At 49.9% G+C, this 19,643-nt stretch carries 13 protein-coding genes; 9 read left to right on the top strand and 4 right to left on the bottom strand.

Annotated elements, in window-relative coordinates; genetic code table 11:
* The first annotated feature begins 55 nt into the window (after positions 1–55).
* From SD10_RS13320 to SD10_RS13290, 6 genes are all read left to right on the top strand, one after another.
* A complete protein-coding gene (locus tag SD10_RS13320; protein WP_046574234.1) occupies positions 56–3,277 on the top strand; it encodes an efflux RND transporter permease subunit in 3,222 nt (1,073 codons plus the stop codon).
* A 216-nt stretch (positions 3,278–3,493) separates the two neighbouring features.
* The gene (locus SD10_RS13310; protein WP_046574232.1) at positions 3,494–3,829 is read left to right on the top strand and encodes a PadR family transcriptional regulator; all 336 of its coding nucleotides are present in this window, start codon (positions 3,494–3,496) and stop codon (positions 3,827–3,829) included.
* A 12-nt stretch (positions 3,830–3,841) separates the two neighbouring features.
* A complete protein-coding gene (locus SD10_RS13305; protein ID WP_046574231.1) occupies positions 3,842–6,457 on the top strand; it encodes an ABC transporter permease in 2,616 nt (871 codons plus the stop codon).
* A gap of 12 nt (positions 6,458–6,469) precedes the next feature.
* Positions 6,470–9,103, top strand: a complete 2,634-nt coding sequence (locus SD10_RS13300; protein WP_082111594.1) for an ABC transporter permease — start codon at positions 6,470–6,472, stop codon at positions 9,101–9,103.
* A 169-nt stretch (positions 9,104–9,272) separates the two neighbouring features.
* A complete protein-coding gene (locus SD10_RS13295) occupies positions 9,273–9,689 on the top strand; it encodes a hypothetical protein (protein WP_046574230.1) in 417 nt (138 codons plus the stop codon).
* 102 nt (positions 9,690–9,791) lie between these two features.
* A complete protein-coding gene (locus tag SD10_RS13290) occupies positions 9,792–10,715 on the top strand; it encodes a winged helix-turn-helix domain-containing protein (protein WP_046574229.1) in 924 nt (307 codons plus the stop codon).
* Positions 10,716–10,730: 15 nt separating this feature from the next.
* Here SD10_RS13290 and SD10_RS13285 read toward each other — a convergent pair whose 3' ends face one another.
* From SD10_RS13285 to SD10_RS13275, 3 genes are read right to left on the bottom strand one after another with little or no spacing between them, the layout of a single operon-like run.
* Positions 10,731–11,831 (bottom strand): hypothetical protein, encoded by a 1,101-nt coding sequence (locus tag SD10_RS13285; protein WP_046574228.1) that lies wholly within the window; start codon positions 11,829–11,831, stop codon positions 10,731–10,733.
* 35 nt (positions 11,832–11,866) lie between these two features.
* Positions 11,867–12,529 (bottom strand): hypothetical protein, encoded by a 663-nt coding sequence (locus SD10_RS13280; RefSeq protein WP_046574227.1) that lies wholly within the window; start codon positions 12,527–12,529, stop codon positions 11,867–11,869.
* 11 nt (positions 12,530–12,540) lie between these two features.
* Positions 12,541–13,380 carry an alpha/beta fold hydrolase gene (locus tag SD10_RS13275; RefSeq protein WP_052731179.1) on the bottom strand — a complete coding sequence of 280 codons (840 nt, stop codon included), beginning with the start codon at positions 13,378–13,380 and terminating at the stop codon, positions 12,541–12,543.
* Positions 13,381–13,516: 136 nt separating this feature from the next.
* On the opposite strand from SD10_RS13275, the gene SD10_RS13270 reads away from it, so the two are divergent.
* From SD10_RS13270 to SD10_RS13260, 3 genes are read left to right on the top strand one after another with little or no spacing between them, the layout of a single operon-like run.
* The gene (locus tag SD10_RS13270) at positions 13,517–14,878 is read left to right on the top strand and encodes a hypothetical protein (RefSeq protein WP_046574226.1); all 1,362 of its coding nucleotides are present in this window, start codon (positions 13,517–13,519) and stop codon (positions 14,876–14,878) included.
* Positions 14,879–14,881: 3 nt separating this feature from the next.
* Positions 14,882–15,871: an NADPH:quinone oxidoreductase family protein gene (locus tag SD10_RS13265; protein WP_046574225.1), complete on the top strand. Its 990-nt coding sequence runs from the start codon at positions 14,882–14,884 to the stop codon at positions 15,869–15,871.
* A gap of 29 nt (positions 15,872–15,900) precedes the next feature.
* Positions 15,901–17,004: a DUF4421 family protein gene (locus SD10_RS13260; protein WP_227699212.1), complete on the top strand. Its 1,104-nt coding sequence runs from the start codon at positions 15,901–15,903 to the stop codon at positions 17,002–17,004.
* 198 nt (positions 17,005–17,202) lie between these two features.
* Here SD10_RS13260 and SD10_RS13255 read toward each other — a convergent pair whose 3' ends face one another.
* Positions 17,203–19,491 carry a GH92 family glycosyl hydrolase gene (locus SD10_RS13255; protein WP_046574223.1) on the bottom strand — a complete coding sequence of 763 codons (2,289 nt, stop codon included), beginning with the start codon at positions 19,489–19,491 and terminating at the stop codon, positions 17,203–17,205.
* Positions 19,492–19,643 lie beyond the last annotated feature (152 nt).

The raw sequence follows: 19,643 nt of genomic DNA, 5'->3' as shown, positions 1-19,643 counted from the left end.
TCAGGCGATTCACTCTTTCCATCTTTTGCTCGTTCGCTCTTTCACTCTCTGACTCATGTTCGCAGAAATATTTATAAATCGGCCAGTTACCGCCATCGTCGCGTCTATCGTGATCGTTGTCATGGGCGTACTGGCCCTGTTAAGCTTACCTGTCAGCCAGTATCCGGACATTACACCCCCGGTGGTTCAGGTAACCGGCACCTATACCGGAGCCGATGCCCAAACGGTGGAACAAACCGTTGCCACCCCTATTGAAACCCAGGTGAATGGTACACCAGGTATGGACTATGTGCAGACCAACGCTACCAATGACGGTCGGATGACCATGAACGTGACGTTCAAAGTGGGCACCGACGTAAACATTGCCGCCCTCGATGTGCAGAACCGCGTCGGTATTGCACAGCCGCAATTGCCCCAGGAAGTTACCCGTCTTGGTGTTGTGGTTCGTAAACGGAACCCATCGCTGTTTATGCTGGTGGCTATGTATTCGCCAAAAGGAACCCACAATGTGTCGTTCCTGGATAACTACACCAACATTTATATCCGGGATGCGCTGTTGCGGGTGCCGGGTGTGGGGGATATTTTCAGCCGGGCCGACGATTTCAGTATGCGGATCTGGATCAAACCAGACCGGCTGGCACAGTTAGGCCTGACACCCGATGATGTGGTAGCCGCTTTACAGGAACAAAACTTGCAGGTTGCCGGTGGGTCTGTGGGCGCGTCGCCCCAGCCAGCGTCCCAGGCTTTTGAATACTCAGTTTTTACCAATAGCCGACTCAGTAAGGAAGACGACTTTCGGAAGATTATCGTCCGCAGCGATCCGTCCAAAGGATCGTTGGTTTATCTGTCAGACGTAGCCCGGGTGCAATTGGGCAAGTTCTCCTACGCCAGTAACTCATTTGTTGATGGCAAACGCGCTTCGTATCTGCTTGTGTATCAGTTGCCGGGCAGTAATGCGCTTGAAACAGCGAAGGGCGTTTATGCAGCCATGGACAACCTGAAAAAGACCTTCCCCAAAGATATTGAATACGTAGTGCCGTTCGAATCGGTATCGGTTATTCAGGTATCCATTGGCGAGGTGGTCGAAACGCTACTCGAAGCGTTGGGCCTGGTTATTCTGGTAGTTTTCCTGTTCCTGCAAAGCTGGCGAGCTACGCTGATTACGCTGTTGGCTATTCCAGTGTCTATCGTCGGTACATTCGCCTTGTTTGTGCCGCTCGGGTTTACGATTAACACATTAACACTTTTTGCATTCGTACTGGCCATCGGTATTGTGGTGGATGATGCGATTGTGGTGGTGGAGGCCGTCCAGGTTAACATCGACAAAGGCATGACACCTAAAGAGGCTACCCGGGAAGCTATGCGCGAAATTTCGGCGCCGGTAATCGCCATTGCTCTGATTCTGGCCGCTGTATTCGTGCCGGTTGGATTCATTCCGGGCATTGTCGGCCGACTCTATCAGCAGTTTGCCATTACCATTGCCGTTTCTGTGTTGATTTCGGCATTCGTGGCCCTGTCACTTACCCCGGCTTTGTGTACGTTGCTCCTGCGCCCCATGCATATCGATGAGAAAGCAACGGGATTGAACAAGTTTTTCTATAAGTTCAATCAATGGTTCGAACGGGTTACCACTGCCTATTCGAATGGGGTCCAACGACTGATCAAAGCAACTCCGCTGGTCATCGTCGGGCTCATTGTGGTGTATGTTGGAACCGGATTGTTGTTCCGGGCGAAACCAACTGGGTTCATTCCGACGGAAGATGAAGGCCGTCTGATTGTTACATACGAAATTCCCGAAGCGGCTTCGACAACGCGTAGCCTTGAAGTACTCAACAAAGTGATGGGTATTTTGAAACAGCAACCGTATGTGGCTCACTTCGCGGCCCTGGGTGGCTTGAACGCCATCACCTTCGCATCCAAGTCGAATAGTGGTACGGTGTTCATGCAGTTGAAACCCTGGGAAGAACGCAAGGAACGGAATATGCAGGCCGACTCACTGGTTGTGAAGCTGCAAAAAGCATTGGCTGGTTTGAACGATGCCCGTCCACAGGTGCTGCAACCACCCGCTATTCCGGGTCTGGGTCAATCGTCCGGTTTTACCTTCGAGATTCAGCAGCGCGAATCCAACGACGATGTACGGGCGTTTGACAACGTGGTCCAGAATTTCCTGGTGGAGGCCAATAAGCGCCCCGAAATTTCCCGTGCCTTTACCTATTTTACCGCCAAATCACCGGCCTACCGGGTGGATGTCGATCGGGATAAATGCAAGAAGCTGGGGATTTCAGTTAGTTCGGTGTACACCACCATGCAGACGCTGCTGGGTAGCCAATACGTGAACGACTTTATTATTTACGGTCGGAAATTCCGGGTTGTGGCGCAGGCGGATACCATGTACCGGGCCGACATTAAAGCACTTAACCAATATTATGTTCGCAATGGGGCGGGTCAGTTGGTGCCTATCAGCACAGTGATCAAAACCAGCGTTATTGAGAATGCCCCACTGATCTCACACTTTAACCTGTTCCGTTCGGTGGAACTAAATGGGGGAGCCAAGCCGGGGTACAGTACCAGTCAGGCCAACGACGCCCTGCGCGAAGTGGCGGCTAAAGTGTTGCCCGCCGGGTATGCCTATGATTTCGGGGGCTTGAGCCGCGAAGAGATCAACGCCGGCAGCAGTTCTATTTATATATTCATGCTGTCGATTGGCTTCGTGTTCTTGTTTCTGGCGGCTTTATACGAAAGCTGGTCGGTGCCTTTTTCGGTCTTACTGTCAGTGCCGATTGGTGCTTTGGGGGCTATTACCGCACTGATTATTTTTCCGTACTTGACGAATAACGTTTATGCGCAGATTGGGTTAATTACCCTGATTGGTCTGGCGGCAAAAAATGCCATTCTGATCGTGGAGTTTGCTAAGGAGCGGGTCGATAAAGGTGAGGATTTGCTGGAGTCGACCATTGAAGCGGTTCGCCTGCGCTTGCGTCCGATTTTAATGACGTCGCTGGCGTTCATTTTGGGGGTATTCCCACTGGCACTAGCCACAGGAGCAGGGGGTGTTGCCCGGGCTACCATTGGCCGAACGGTGTTAGGCGGTATGCTGGCTGCGACTTCGCTGGCTATTTTCGTCGTACCAGTCCTGTACGTCGCCATCTCGAAACTTGCGTATGGCAAAAAAGGGCTTGAAAAATTGAAGGAGAACGCAAAGAAGGACGAAAAGCCCCAGGAGCCAGCCAGACCGGTTGCTCAGGCTGTACCTGCCAACGGCCAAAATCATGATTAACGTAGAGCATAGCTAAGCCGAATAGAAGCAAGATAGCTTCATTCGTCTGTCCAGAAACGTACGGAAAGTGTCCGTTTCTGGACGATATACCAGCTTTGGATTACCTTAAAAAAGGCCACTCCACCATGGAGTGGCCTTTTTTGTAGTTTGGCAAGGCATTTGACATACAGAAATAGAGGAAATAAAACACAACGTATATTCTTAAGAGCTAATTCCATGCGTCGGAGTGATTTAGGCGAATTTGAAGAGGTGGTTTTGCTGGCAGTGGCGGCCCTTTCGCCGACGGCGTATTCGGTGGTGATTGCGGAAGAGCTGGAGCAGGAAACGGGCAACTCGGTCAGTACGGGAGCTGTTCATGCGGCCCTTCAGCGGCTGGAACAGAAAGGCTATCTGACTTCGCTGTTGGGTGAAGCAACCGCTGAGCGGGGTGGGCGACGCAAACGCCTGTTTACCGTTACGCCCTTGGGCGGCCGGGTACTGAGCGAGGTACGGGCCGTTCGGAATCGGTTGTGGGATCGTATTGTCCCACAAACCATACTGAAGTGGAGCTAACAGGCATTTCGTATGGAACCTACCCAACAAAATACATCACCGCCCAAATGGCTCGATAAGTGGCTCAACAAGCTGGTGGCTCCTCACCTGCGGGAAGAAGTGCTCGGGGACCTGCATGAACGCTACGCGCTGCGGGTGAAGCGACTGGGCGAACGCAGGGCCCGCCTTACCTACTGGCGCGAAGTGCTAGCCTACGTGCGACCCTCTATCATCAAGCGTAAACCATCCGTATACCCTAATCCAAGACATACAGACATGCTACGAAACTATTTGAAAATTGCCTGGCGCAACCTACTTAAGCAAAAGGGCTACTCGTTCATCAACATTGCGGGGCTATCGGTTGGCATGGCGGTTGCCATGCTCATTGGCCTGTGGATACACCATGAGTACTCGTATGACCGGTTTCTTCCCAGCTTTCAGCAACTGTATCAGGTAAGACGAAATTTTAACAGCAATGGCGACACGCTCACCTTTACGTCGACATCGCTTAAGCTAGCCAATGCCCTGCGCAATCAGATTCCAGAAATTGAACACGTCGCCGAAAGCGATTATATGGGATCTCATGGACTCAAGGTAGGCGACAAAAAGATTTACTTACGCGGTGCCCAAATTGGGGGCGACTTTCTGAACATGTTTCACTATCCACTGCTCGAAGGAGAGGCTGGTATGGCGCTGAAAGACCCCTATTCAATTGTACTGACCGAATCGACAGCCAAAGCGCTTTTTGGAAGCGAAAACGCAATGGGGAAGATTGTGCGCTTTGACAATCAGAACGACTTAAAAGTAACGGGTATTCTGCAAGATCTACCCACCAACTCATCGCTGCAGTTTAACTACCTCGTTCCGTTCAGTTATTATGAAGCAACAGTAAACGACGTGCGAATGGCGCGCAGCGGAAGCTTTGGCGATAACTCATATCAACTCTTCGTTAAACTCAAACCCGGCGTATCCTACGCGCAGATAGCTGGCAAAATCGCGCTGATTGAACATACGGAGAGGAATAATCTCAATGCCATGAATTCGGTGGTTATCCTGCAACCTTTACAAAATTGGCATCTGTACTCAACGTATACGAACGGGAAAGAAACGGGTGGATTCATTGAATACGTACGGATGTTTAGCATCATTGGCGTTCTGGTCGTCCTGATTGCCTGCATCAACTTTGTCAATCTGACTACCGCCCGTTCTGCCAAGCGAGCAAAAGAAGTGGGCATCAGAAAATCAGTTGGTTCGCTACGGCAGCAGCTCATCAGCCAATTTCTGACGGAATCATTCCTGCTTACGGTAGTGGCCTTCTTGTTTTCATTGCTCTTAGTACAACTCCTGCTGCCAGTATTCAACGCGTTGATTGATGGTCACCTAGCTATTCCTTACGCAAACGCAGGGTTCTGGACGGCTATGCTAGGCTGCCTCTTGATTACGGCTTTGCTGGCCGGTAGTTTACCTGCCTTTTATCTGTCCTCCTTTCAGCCCGTAAAGGTTCTGAAAGGCACGATGCAAGTAGGGAAATCCGCTTCCTGGCCTCGCAAAGTGTTGGTGGTCGCGCAGTTTAGTTGCTCCATTGCCTTGATACTGAGTGCCGTTATCGTTTTCAAGCAAATTCAATTCGCAAAGAATAGGCCGACTGGGTATAATGTGAACCGACTGCTGATGACCAACATGAACAGTGAGTTAGGTCAGAATTTCACTATTCTAAAAGACGAGTTAATCAAAAAAGGGATTGCTGAAAATGTCTCACAGTCATCGAGCCCGGCTACCGAAATCTGGTGGCATTCCGATTTAGACAAATGGCCCGGCAAAAGTGCGGGTGAGACGGTAGAAATGGGGATTATTCGGGTTGCCGATGACTATTTCAAAACCGTAGGCATGACGTTAGTGCAGGGCCGGGATTTTAGCGGTGAAAACGACACAACCAGCGTTATCCTCAACGAAGCAGCCATCAGGCGGTTTCGATTGCTGAATCCCGTTGATCAGCTCATCACCTGGCAAGGTAGACCACTAAGGATTGTCGGCGTAGCGAAAGATGCCTTAATGGAATCGCCCTTTGCCAAAGCTGATCCAACTATGTTCGTCTGTACACCTGGCCCGCTCAACGTTCTGTTATACCGTATCGCTCCTCGTCTGGCAACGCAGGACGCTCTCACACAGATGACGGCTCTGTTCAATAAACACAATCCGTCTTATGCTTACAGTTACCAGTTTGCCGATGTGAGCTATGCCGCTAAGTTTAAACTGGAATCGCTGATTGGAAAACTGGCTGGCATTTTCGCGGGTCTGGCCATTTTTATCTCCTGCCTGGGTTTATTTGGTCTGGCATCGTTCATGGCCGAGCGACGTACGAAGGAGATTGGGGTTCGCAAAGTGCTGGGAGCCTCGATACTCAATGTCTGGGGGCTGTTGTGTAAAGAATTTATTTATCTGGTTGGTATCGCCTTTATCCTGGCCACGCCAATCGCGTACTACCTGCTCTCGAACTGGCTGCAGAAGTACGAATACCGCACGGAACTGTCGTGGTGGATCTTCGCCCTGACGGGAATAGGCGCTCTGGCGGTTACGTTGCTCACGGTCAGTTTTCAAAGCATCAAAGCGGCCTTACTGGACCCAGTGAAGAGTTTGCGCATTGAGTAAGCTATCGACCCTATGAACCGCGATCCGTCACCTCATAACCACAGTGGCCCACCTGAATGGCTCGACAAACTGCTCAGCAACCTGCTGGCTCCGCACTGTCGGGAGGAAGTGCTGGGGGACCTACATGAGCGTTATGCCCTGCGGGTCAGGCGGTTGGGCGAACGCAAAGCGCGTGGTACCTACTGGCGCGAGGTGCTCTCATATATGCGGCCCTCTATCATCAAACGTAAACCATCCCCGTTTCCTACCCCAACAACGACTGACATGCTACGGAATTATCTGAAAATCGCCTTTCGAAATCTGATAAGGGCTAAAGGTTATACGTCTATTAATATTGCCGGGCTCGCCGTCGGGATGGCATCTTCTGCGCTCATTTGTTTATGGATACAAAGTGAGTTGAATTATGACCGCTTTTATAAGAAAACAGACCGGCTTTTTCAAGTCTGTAATCGGGATGTATTTAGCGGAAATGCGCAGGTCTGGAACACTACACCCGAACCGTTGGCTCCCGCGCTAAAACAGAATTATCCTGATATTGAGGCTGCCTCCAGGTATCGGCCTACGACGTATCTTTTGACCACAAAAGACAAAAATCTGAATATCGACGGTGCATTTGTAGATCCTGCTTTCCTCGATTTGTTTGACTTTCCGTTAAGCTCGGGTAACCGAGAAACGTCCCTTTCAGGAAAGAACAAAATCGTTATCACAAAATCCTTGGCAGAGAAACTGTTTGGGACCACCGATGCCCTGGGAAAAATTATTCAGCTCGACCATAAGGACAGTTTTTCGGTGACAGGCGTGCTGGACAATTTGCCTGACAACACTCGGTTTAACGGTATAGCTTACCTATTACCCTGGACGTACTTTGTGACGCCCAGTTGGGATTCCGGTGGATGGGCTTCGAATAATAATTATACCTATGTGCTTTTGAAAGACAAGGTTAATGCTGCGGTTGTCAATGAGAAAATCAAACGAGTTACGGCCGTACACCTCAAGGGTATACTCGATGACGTATCAAATCGGCAGATTTTTCTTCATCCGGCCAGCCAATGGCATTTGTACTCAAAACAGGAAAATGGCCAGTTGACCGAAGGGAAAATTGTTACCGTTCGCTTATTCGGTATTATTGCGGCCCTTATCCTGCTGATTGCGGCTGTCAATTTTGTGAATTTAAGTACGGCTAGGAGTGAAAAGCGAGCCAAAGAAGTTGGCGTTAGAAAAGTAGCTGGCGCCCAAAAAACTTCGCTTGTTTTTCAATTTATCAGTGAGTCAGTAATGCTTACTTTTTTTGCTGGAATGCTGGCCCTGCTACTAATTGTGCTGTATATGCCGGCCTTCAATAAGCTAACTGACAAGCAGTTATCCTTGTCGCTCGGCTCTGTTGAGTTTTGGCTTGTTGCCCTCGGTTTTACTCTATTTACGGGTTTGCTGGCTGGAAGTTACCCTGCATTTTTTCTCGCTAATTTCCAGCCAGTGAAGGTTATTAAAGGGATTCATCGGCCAGTAAATGCCGTTTTCTCGCCAAGACGAGGGTTAGTCATCGCACAGTTTACCTTCGCTATTGTTCTGATTATAGCCACATTAGTGATTAAGCAGCAAGTCAATCACGCTCAAAACCGAGTAAGCGGATACGATCAAAATAATCTCATGTTTTCGTATCTCTCAGGTGATTTGCAAAAGCACTATGGTTCTCTGCAACAGGAGTTGATCCATAGTGGAGCCGCCGTCTCGGTCAGCAAATCACTCGGTCCTATTACGATGATCAATTCTCGTCAGTGGGGCCTTTCCTGGCCCGGTAGCACAAAAGCCGACAAAGACGTTGAGTTCGATCGATTTGGTGCTGATGTCAATTTTCTGAAAACGACAGGAACGAAACTACTTGCAGGCAGGGAGATTGACGTCCGGGAGTATCCAACGGATTCAACCGCCGTTGTGCTAAACGAAACGGCGGTGAAAACGATGCATTTGAAAAAACCGATTGGAACCTCAATTGCTTTCGATAACCAAAATTGGCACGTAGTGGGTGTTGTGAAAGATTTCATTTTTGCTTCACCCTATGAAGCTATTAATCCGGTCATCATTCATGGGCCTAAGGGATCCGTGGCACTGGCATGGACGAGTATCCGGTTAAATCCAAACAACCCAGCAATCAAAAATCTGGAACTTGTAGAAACGATCTTTAAAAAATATAATCCGGGCTATCCGTTCGAATACACATTTGCCGACGAATCGTACAAAGCCAAGTTTTCCGACGACCAACGTACGGGTTCGCTAACGGAACTATTCACAGGACTGACCATATTTATTTCCTGCCTGGGTCTATTCGGATTAGCCGCTTACACCGCCCAGCAACGAACTAAAGAAATTGGCATCCGGAAAGTATTGGGAGCCACCGTAACCAGCATCGTTCAACTGTTGACCAGGGATTTTATAAAGCTCATGGGCATCGCCTTTGTCATTGGTGCGCCAATTGGTTGGTATACTATGGAAAAATGGTTGCAGGATTATGACTACCGGATAGCCATTGGAGCGGGCGTCTTTATCCTAACTTTATTGTCATCTATCCTGATTGTGGTTATCACCGTCAGTTTCCAGGCAATCAAAGCGGCCTTATTAGATCCGGTGAAAAGCTTGCGGACTGAGTAAAAAAACGGGTACGAAGCGTATCCTTGAGCCTATAAATCATGACGGAATTACCGCCCGTTGGGCTATTTCGTACTTTTACATTTCCTTTACATTGTTTTACAGGCATTTAACAAAGGACAGTTTGCTGGCCGGTAGTTTTGCTACTTCACTAAACACAATAGCAAACGCCATGAAACAAGTAATGAAAAAAAGCCTGATTGCCGTTCTTTGTAGCCTTTGCACGGTAAGCTTCGCCCAGCAAAAGCAGCCGTTCTCGACTTGCTCGGCTGCTTTTATCGACAGTAAAATGATTGTCAATTTATTTCAGCCAACGGGCCAGTGCCGCCTGTCGCCTAAGGCTTCCGGCGAGTTGACCGTCAAGACGATAGCGCTGTCGTCAACGGAAAGCAAACCACTGAACAAGATACCTTTTACGGTGGCCATCCGTGACAAAGCGACGAATACGCTGCATATGTACTCTCGCAAGCCCATGTGTCAGATTCCTGTGCAACGGGTGTTAGCCAACTGCAAAAAAGGCGACAACATTGTGCTGCTGACTGTGAGTAATCGGTATGCACTGCCTCATAATGAAATTCTGGTCAAATAAAAGGTTAGGTAACGTCAGCTAACAGGTTGGTTAGCCGGGTAATACCCCCGAAAATAATTAACTTTCGCAGACTGAATCACTGTTAGAAAACGACCATAGTATATGCGGGTTTATTCGGGCTTACCGACGGTATTTCGTCTGCTGATTGTCAGTGGGATTATCCTGATGATAAGCCTGTTGTTTGCCCGATTTGTGGGACCGTCGTCCAATGCGAACCAGCCGTACACACCTGAAAAAGTCAACCTGGCCCTCCGACGAACGCTTCACCACCTGTTGCGTGCGGCTGGCGATTCAACATCCCGAATTCCAGCCGTACAGCAACTCGATTCAAAAACCTATCGTGTCCAGATAGATCATGCCTTCGATTATGGCAGGCTTCCGGCTCTCCTTCAGGAATCCTTCCGGCTCCATAAGGTTGCGGGTGAGTATACGGTTGCCGTACTGGATTGTGCCAATGGTAAAGTACAAGTAGGGTATTCCGTGAAGGATATACTGGACCACAAGTCGGTGCCGTGCGTAGGTCGATCCATAACGTCTGGTTGTTACCTGCTACAAGTCACCTTCGACGAAGCTACCGAACCCGCTCAGCCGGTTCCATTCTGGCCAGTGCTTTCCATTGGCGGGATGATCGTGAGTTTACTCGTCGCGGGCTGGCACCGAAAAGAGCGAACGAGTCAGTTGACTGAACCAGCTCCTTCGTCAACGGTTCCAACATCGTTACTCCAGTTCGGACGTTCCAGTCTCGATGTGAACAACCAAATACTCACCACCGATACCTGCCAGCACAACTTAACCTATCGGGAGACCAAGCTGCTGCGTTTGCTGGTAAATCATCCCAATCAGGTACTGGAGCGCGATCTGATTTTGAAGCTGGTCTGGGAAGATGAGGGCATTATCGTGGGCAGAAGTGTGGATGTGTTTATATCGCGATTACGGAAGCTTCTGCAAAGTGATTCCACCATCAGAATTGCGGCTGTACATGGAGTTGGCTATCGGCTGGAGGTGCAGGAAGTTGTCAGAAATTGACCGGCCTTCTGTCGTTTACCGGTTGATAGTTAGTCCGGTTTGATCGGTCATCATGGCCTGAAGACCCCAGCCACCAAACGTCTCCGAGATAGCGATCCAGAGGTCATTCGGGCCTTTTTTCAACGCAAGATAAACCGCATCGAAATACCCCATCGTGCCCAAAAACCGGTAGTCACGGGAGCCAAATTCATCATGGCCCGTATACACTAGCCCGCCATTTACGTAAACCTTGGCGCGGTCACTGAAGCCCAATTGTAGCTTTTTAATCTGTGGCTTGTCCGAAACGATTGTCACCTTGGCAAAGACCGAATTATTGCCTTCGCTTAGTTTGCTGATTCTGGATAGGTTGAGTTTGCCTGAGTTTTCGGCGGTTAACGTCTGCCAGGTTAGGCGATTAACCAGTAGCTGCGGAAGGCTATAATCTGTTTGCAGTAGTTTTTCGTCGAATGGGCTGGAAACCTGCCAGGTAAGAATTGTACCTGGTTGTGGGGTTGGCTCAGGTTTAAACGTTCCCGCCATCGGTGGCGTATCTGATTTTGTATACTGAAAATTGGCAAAGCGCGTAAGGGCCGGAGCGTCATTGTTGAGACTAATCTGCCCGGCTTTTGTGGGTCGTTTAAGGTGGTGAATGACGAGGGTCGGCGCGGCTGTGTTGCCAATGTACACCTCTGCCTGAGCGTCACGAACCAGTAGTTTAACGTGAATCCACGTGTTCAGGGGATAAGTGACCGCTGTGGAATAGCCATCCCCGTAGTAGAGTTGCCAGGCTTCCTGCCCATTAAAAACAGGCATGTATTGGATCGCATCCGGGTTGCCTACCTGATGTGGCCGCAGGTACACCGTCTCAACGTTGGCTTTATCCTGAATCCGGAAACAGAAACCAGGGAAATAACGCTCTTTAGAAAGGGTCATATCAAATTCGATACTGCCGTTTTTAAATGTGCTGTCTTTAAGATAAATCGAGCCATTCGTCAGGGAAATGCCCGCTTTGCCCTGAAACGTTTCCTGAGTTACTTTCCCGGCGAAAACCCAAGCCGATGAGTCGAATGGAACGACGGTTTGGCCGAAGGTATAGGAACTGACAAATAGCAAGAGAGCGATCAAACGGGCGTTCATAATAGGAATAAATAGGAAAGGATTAGTCTCTTTTATCACTTCATTTTACTGGCTATAGGGTGCGCACGAGATACATTGACATTGGCGAAATACCCTTCAGGGGTGTTACCAAGCCAAATGCCAACGGAGCCCCTGGAGCTTCCCCGAGCCAGATTTTTAATCTGATAAACCTGTTTGCCATCCACAAAAACAGTGGCCATTGGTCCTTTAATGTCCAGGCTGACGTGAAACCACTGCTGAGTTTTACAAACAGGAGCACCCTGGAAAATGGCTGCCTGATAGTCGGGCCAATTAATGAGACCGTTATTAATAGGCATGTACTGCATGGCGCCCAATTTACCTGACATAAACGGTCGGAAGTAAAAACATTCGTACCGTGATTCACTGCCTACTTTATTCAAGCGGAACAGAACCCCTAAAAAAGAGACAGTTGAGGGCGAAAAAGGCGTAGCTATATCCAGGTCAATACGCCCGTCTATAAACGTGTAATTGCGGAGGTAAGCGATATTTGCTCCCAATGCATTGTCCTGGTCGCTGATGAGTTTAAGGCCGGATTTGCCCAGATACGTAGCATTAGCGTGTTTACCCTCGAACGTCCATTGGGTCGGCGAAAAGTTGCCGTAGTGTTCAACTGCATTTTGCGCCGTTGCCATAAGGGATGCCAAAATAAGGAGTAAGGTCGATGGGATGATTTTCATGAGCAAGTTAGTTACTTGATAAATGGAGAAATTGATTCCCAGACAGCAGGGAAGTTGCAGTAAAGCACCACATGGCCACAGCCTGGGATGATTGAAAGCGTGCCATGTGGCAGTAAACGAGCTGTTTCGAGTACCTTGTCGGTCTTAAAGTAAGGATCTTTATCACCCGCCATGAGTAAAGTCGGGCATTGAATTTGGCGAATGGCCTCGTCGGGAATGAAACTGGGCTGATTCCACAGGATGTCAAGTTTGTCCAGAAATTCAGTCCATCGATTCGGATCAGGCATGAGTAGCTTTCTGGTTTTTACAAAATCGGGCGCTAGTGTATCGAGTCGTTCGGCCGTCATTTTCCCCTCTTTTTCAACCGACAACAGACGGTCTGTCGGACGTCTGGGCGCACCGATGGTAATCAGCTTTCGGACCAGTTCGGGGTGTGTGGCTGTAAGGTTATACCCTGTGATACCGCCGTCGCTGAAGCCAAGCACAAGGACACTATCTTTCGTCAAATGCCTGACAACCTGATAGGCATCGTCGGCTAGCTGCTGATACGAAAAAGGCCTGGTTCCAATCTCCGATTTTCCGTGACCACGCGTTCCGATAGCAATGACCTGATGGGTCTGAGCCAGTTTTGGTATCAGGAATTCGTACTCATCGATGTAGCCAAACAAGCCACCATGAAGCAGCACAACGGGTTTACCCTGCCCGTAAAGCTCATAGTAGATTTTAGCGTCACCGACATTGTAGTAATGGCCCGTCTCTGGATTGTGGCCATAGGGAATACTGCTCTGTGCTGGAACGACGTTGGCGGTGGCGAGGAACAAAACCACATTGGCGAACAAATGCTTAATCATCGGATGTTTCTGTACATTTGGTTAAGGAGTAGCGAACGGCAACAAATTTGCGATGCCTCTGAAAAAGGAGCTATTCAGAGCCGTTCAACTTCTGTTCAAGTTTATTCAATAGTCTAAGTGGTTGACCGACAGGAATATGGTTTCGCAACAGGAAGATAAAGAACTCGCCCGCTGCCGTCGGTTAATTGAGGAGAAAACAGGTTGGGGGAGCAGCGACAGTTGGTCGACGCAGGATTTTGATCGGCTGAGCGACCAGATTGCCGCCCAAACGGGCATCTCCTTGAGCGTAACGACCCTGAAGCGGGTGTGGGGGCGGGTTCGCTACGATTCGGCTCCAACGGCCACGACGCTCAACACACTCGCGCAATTTCTTGGGTATGAAAATTGGCCGCAATTCAAGGAAACAGCCCCAACGAACACCCAACAACCGGCATCAACAGCACAACCCGACATCGGCACCGATGCAACCAGGGATGTACCTGAACCCGCCCGTTTAATGCCTGTAACCGGAAATAAACGCTGGTGGATTGGCGCCAGTCTGGCGATTGGGCTGACTGGGATACTGGTGTTTTTTCTGAACTACTCCTCGCCATCGCCAGCGCTCTCCCCAACCGACTTTTCCTTCAGCAGCCAGCCCCTTGCCCGTGGCCTGCCCAACTCGGTCGTTTTTCATTATGATGCAACAGCGTCGCCCACCGATTCCGTTTTCATTCAACAATCGTGGGACCCCCGCCGACGCGAACTGGTTCCTAAAAACGGCCATCAGTATACGTCTATCTATTACCATCCCGGTTATTTCAGAGCTAAGTTGGTGGTGGGCAAGCAGATTATGAAAGAACACAACCTGCTGATCCCGTCGGATGGGTGGCATGTGGCCGTTATTGAAGAGCCCGTTCCTATTTATTTTAAAGCTAGTGAAGCTATTCATCAGGGAGCGTTAAGCCTGACCACAGCGGCTATGGAAAAACTTCATATTCCGATACAACCTCATCCCAGAACGGTTCAATACCGTTATGTGCGTGAGTTTGACCGCCTGAGAGCCGATAATTTCGTTTTTGAAACTCGACTGAAAAACGACGTTAAACAAGGAACGTCGCCTTGCCAGTATGTTCGCGTGTCGATTCTCTGTAAAAATGAATTCTTCTCCGTTACCCTGTCGGCAAAAGGATGTGTCGCCAATTTGGATCTCTACCTGGCGGGGCACGAAGCGCAGGCCAAGAATACGGATTTGACGGCCTTTGGTACCGATCTGTCGAAATGGGTAGACCTGCGTTGTGAGGTTCGCAACAAACAAGCGAGCCTGTTTGTAAACGGTAAAAAAGCCTACGAGGCTATTGCCCCCAATTCAGCCCACGATATTGTGGGGGTCAGTTATGAGTTTGAAGGAACTGGCTCCGTCGATTTTGTCCGCTTCAAACGACCGGATGGAACAAGTGCATTTGCCGATGACTTCAACTCGTCCCCACTTGCTCTGCCCCATACTCATTCGCAACAATAGCTCATGAAAGCCATTCTCTGCAAAGCCTTCGGGCTCCCCGACACCCTTACGCTCGAAGACATAGCGTCGCCTGTGCCGGGACCCGGCGAGGTGCTGACCCAGGTAAAAGCCTGTAGTCTGAATTTCCCGGATACACTCACCATCCGGAATATGTACCAGTTCAAACCGGCGTTGCCGTTTTCGCCGGGGAGCGAGTCGTCCGGAATTGTGACAGCCGTCGGAGCGGGCGTGACGCATGTTAAACCCGGTGACCGTGTTTTTACGTTCGGGTCGCATGGCGGACTGGCCGAAGAACGGATTTCGGACGCCCGCGCCACCATACGGCTACCCGACGGCATGGACTTTATAACCGGCGCATCGACGATGTATGCGTATGGGACGTCCTATCACGCGCTGAAAGATCGGGGGCAACTCACTGCCAATTCTGGCAGTGAACCGGAAACCCTGCTGGTACTGGGTGCTGCCGGTGGCGTAGGACTGGCTGCCGTCGAGTTGGGTAAACTAATGGGCGCTACCGTAATCGCAGCCGCATCGACTGCCGAAAAACTGGCGGTTTGCCAACAGAAAGGGGCCACGCATCTAATCAATTACACAACGGAGGATCTACGCGAACGGCTTAAAGAGATCACGCAGGGCAAGGGCGTCGATGTGATCTATGATCCCGTCGGCGATCAATGGGCGGAACCCGCCATTCGGTCGCTGGCCTGGCGAGGGCGGTATCTGGTGGTAGGCTTTGCAGGTGGCGAAATTCCTAAAATTCCCCTCAATCTGGCCTTGCTCAAAGGCAGCTCCATCGTGGGGGTGTTCTGGGGAGCGTTCACGCAGAAAGAAGCCGACCTGAGCCAAAAGAACATGCAGCAAATCGCTACCTGGGCGATGCAGGGTAAGATTTCGCCCTACATTTCCAAACACTATTCATTAGCCGAAGCCCCACAGGCGCTGACCGATATGATGGAACGTCGGGTGGTGGGCAAGGCAGTTGTGGTATTGTAGGTAGTTGCAGATGTTTTACGGGTCGCGTTATGAAGAAATTTACTGTTTTAGGAATGGGAACGGTACGGGCCAACAGGTGGATTATCTGTGTGATGCTTATGCTGTTTCCCCTGATCAGCAACGGCCAGGGCTTTGGGTTTCTGGGTATTCCGCTGGATACGCTCCTAAAAACCAGAACGCCCCGAGTTGATCGGGCGTATATAACAACCTACTACCGACAGTTGCATCTGTACGCGCTCAGTGATCGACAGGGTTATAACATGCGGGTCGTAGGCAATGCCTATTCGCTACAGTATAAGCCAAATCTGCCCTGGGCGCTGGGGCTTGGTGTTAACTACAAATGGATCGGGACCGAACTAACCATCAAGCTGCCCTTTTTTGGGTACACCCCAGAGCGACGCGGGAAAACAAAGCCATTTGGGGTGACGATCAACCTAAACAACCGCCGGTTCTGGTTTTCAACGCAATATCAGTTTTATCGGGGATTTTACCTCAGCAACCCCGATGTTCTGCAGCCGAATTGGTTCGAACATTCGACGGCCTATCCGTACCGGAATGATATCCGTAGTCAGACCGTGACGAGTCGGTTACTGTACCAGTTTAACCCTCTGCGGCTTTCTATTCCGGCTACGTTGCTACAGCGGGAAGAGCAGCGCAGGAACGCCCGCTCTTGGAATCTTGGCGGGTCGTTCTCTTACCAGTATATTCGGGCCGATTCGTCGCTGGTTCCCTCTGGATTAGTGGCTGATTTTCGTCCTGAATCCCGTTTGCTAAGCCTGCAATCGCTGTCGTTGGGCATTGACGTTGGCTACACGCAGACGGTTATTTTTCATAAGCGCTACTTTATGAGTTTTACAGTACGGCCCGGCCTAACGGTTCTACACCAACAGACGAAGACGGAGTTGAACGAGTCAGCCAGCCAGCTACAGGCTGGCTGGCAGGGAACGGCATCCGTAACGCTTGGCTACAGCTCGGCTAGTTATTACGGAGGCATATATGGATCGACTACCAAAGTAAATCGCACTTTTTCCAAGGGCTTGATCAATACTGATGCGGACTATATTAAACTGGTATTCGGCAAGCGGATTCGCTACCGGCCCAAAGGAATCATCAAACAGGTGCCTGGCTTATAGTAATTTAGATTGAAGTCGGTTTCATGTTCATGGTCCATAGGGACACAGATTTCTTCGTGGCCCCACGTGCCACCTATCCAGCAGGTAAATCCAGCGGGCTGCAACCGCCCTCAAAAAGAATGGTCCGTGAGGACACGGACCAAGGATAACAATCTGTTTTCTGCTGACTTGACGTCACAGATACAGGATAGCGTTGATTTATTTTTTCGTCGGTTTGGCGCTCATGTAAAACGTTAGGGTGCCGCCCTTGAGAATGTCCGAATGGGTAATGACGGGCTGGGTCAGTATCTTACCATTCAGCAATACTTTCTGCACATACATATTTTTGTCGCCCTGATTAATAGCTTCGATGGTAAACGTTTTGCCGTTTTCAAGGGTAAGCCGGGCGTTTTTAACCGAGGGGCTTCCCAGTGAATAGTCTTCCGATCCCGGTGCAACCGGGTAAAAACCCATGGACGAGAACATATACCAGGCGCTCATCTGGCCACAATCGTCGTTGCCACCTAATCCGTCGGCTGTCGGTTTGTATTGCATGTTGAGAATCATGCGCACACGCTCCTGTGTCTTCCAGGGCTGGCTGGTCCAGTTGTAAAGATAGGCAATATGGTGCGCCGGTTCGTTGCCGTGAATGTATCCGCCAATAATTCCTTCGCGGGTAATGTCTTCCGTTTCGGCAAAAAATTCATCGGGCAAGTGCATCGAAAAGAGCGTATCGAGTCGAGCGGCAAACGCCTTGGGGCCGCCCATGTATTGAATAAGAGCTGCCGGATCTTGAGGAACGAAAAAGCTGAAATTCCACGAGTTACCTTCAATGAAGCCCTGGCCATCCGTTTTATAAACGTCGAATTCTTTCTTAAAGGACCCATCCGCCAGGCGGGGACGCATAAAGCCAATGGACTTATCGAAGACATTCTGCCAGTTTTGAGACCGCTTTAAGTAAGTGTCGTATACATCAGGTCGATTCAGCTTCTTCGCCAGTTGGGCAATACACCAGTCGTCATAGGCGTATTCCAGCGTGTTCGACACCGACGTGCCGTTGCTGGCCGAAGGCACATAGCCCTTATCGATGTACGCCCCAATGCCCTCATAAGGGCGGTGGTTGGATGTGGCAATGCAGGCATCCAGCGCTTTCTGGGCATCGCCTTTGAATACGCCTTTTATCACCGCATCGGCCAACACCGACACACTATGGTAACCGCTCATGCACCAGTTCTCATTGGCATAGTGCGACCAGACGGGCAGCATCTTCAGGGTACTTTGATCATAATGATTCAGCATGGATTGTACCATATCGTTGTTGCGGCCGGGCTGAATCAGGTTGAAAAACGGGTGGAGAGCCCGGTAAGTGTCCCAGAGTGAAAAGGTCGTGTAATTTGTGAAGCCAGTGGCTGAATGTACATTCTGATCCAGCCCCTTGTACTGGCCGTTGACGTCCATGTACGTTGTTGGGTTAATAAATGAATGGTACAATGCCGTGTAGAAGTTAACTTTGTTGTTTTCGGATGCGTCGATCTGGATCTTATTTAATTCCCGGTTCCAGTCGGCCTGTGCTTTGGCTTTAGTCTGGTCAAAATCCCAGTGCGGAACTTCGGCTTGCATGTTGGCCAGCGCATTCTCCTGACTCACGGGCGATAAAGCCATTTTCAGTTTCACTTTTTCACCCGCTTCCGTATCGAAATCGAAATACATCCGGATGCGCTTGCCCGCTATCTCCGGGAAGTTTTTGGTTTGATCAAACTTTCGCCAGAATCCTCTGTAAACCTGCGCTTTATCCAGATTTTTCTGGCCATAGGCTTTAAACGGCTTGGAGAACGACAGGGCAAAATACACCGTTCGGGTGCGGGCCCAGCCGTTGGTTTGCCGGAACCCGGTGATCAAGGTATCGTTAACGACCCGAACGAAGGTCCAGACAACCTTATCGTCGTAATTATAAATGCCGTGGGTCAAATCCAGAATGATGTGCGACTGGTCCGATTTGGGAAACGTGTACTGGTGAAAACCCACCCGATTGGAGGCCGTCATTTCGGCCAGAATCCCATCATCGTCGAGTTTGACTTTGTAATACCCCGCTTCTGCCACTTCATTGGTGTGCGAAAACGCTGACCGATACCCCGTTTTTGGATTCGACGACACGCCCGGATTGAGTTGTAAAGCCCCCTGCGTCGGCATAATCAGGAAATCGCCGAGATCAGAATGGCCCGTGCCGCTAAAGTGAGTGTGGCTAAACCCAACTATTGTTTTGTCTTCGTATTTATAGCCTGCACAGTATTTATAGACTTCCCCATTGTACTTGCCATTAAGTTCATACGACAACGTATCCGTATCGGGGCTTAACTGGACAGACCCGAACGGCACTGTGGCTCCCGGATACGTATGCCCCATTTTTTCGGTGCCGATGAGCGGGTGTACATAGGGGACGAGATTCTGTTGGGCGTAGGATAGGAGAAAAAGAGATTGAAAAAGGATTGTAAAAAGTAATTTCATCATTTTTTAAGTGGGTTACTTCACTGATTGAGCTAAGGGCTAAAAAGGTACGAAAAGCTTTCGGAAGCGCCTTGCTGTGCCGCCATATTATTCATTGTGTTGTCGAAGGCAGTTGGTGTTTGGCGTACTGTAATGTTGGGCGTAGTCGGAGACTA

Origin of the sequence: Spirosoma radiotolerans, from assembly GCF_000974425.1 — a bacterium.
Taxonomy (GTDB): domain Bacteria; phylum Bacteroidota; class Bacteroidia; order Cytophagales; family Spirosomataceae; genus Spirosoma; species Spirosoma radiotolerans.
Note: the sequence above shows the minus strand (reverse complement) of the source record. Positions and strands in the feature narration are given on the sequence as shown.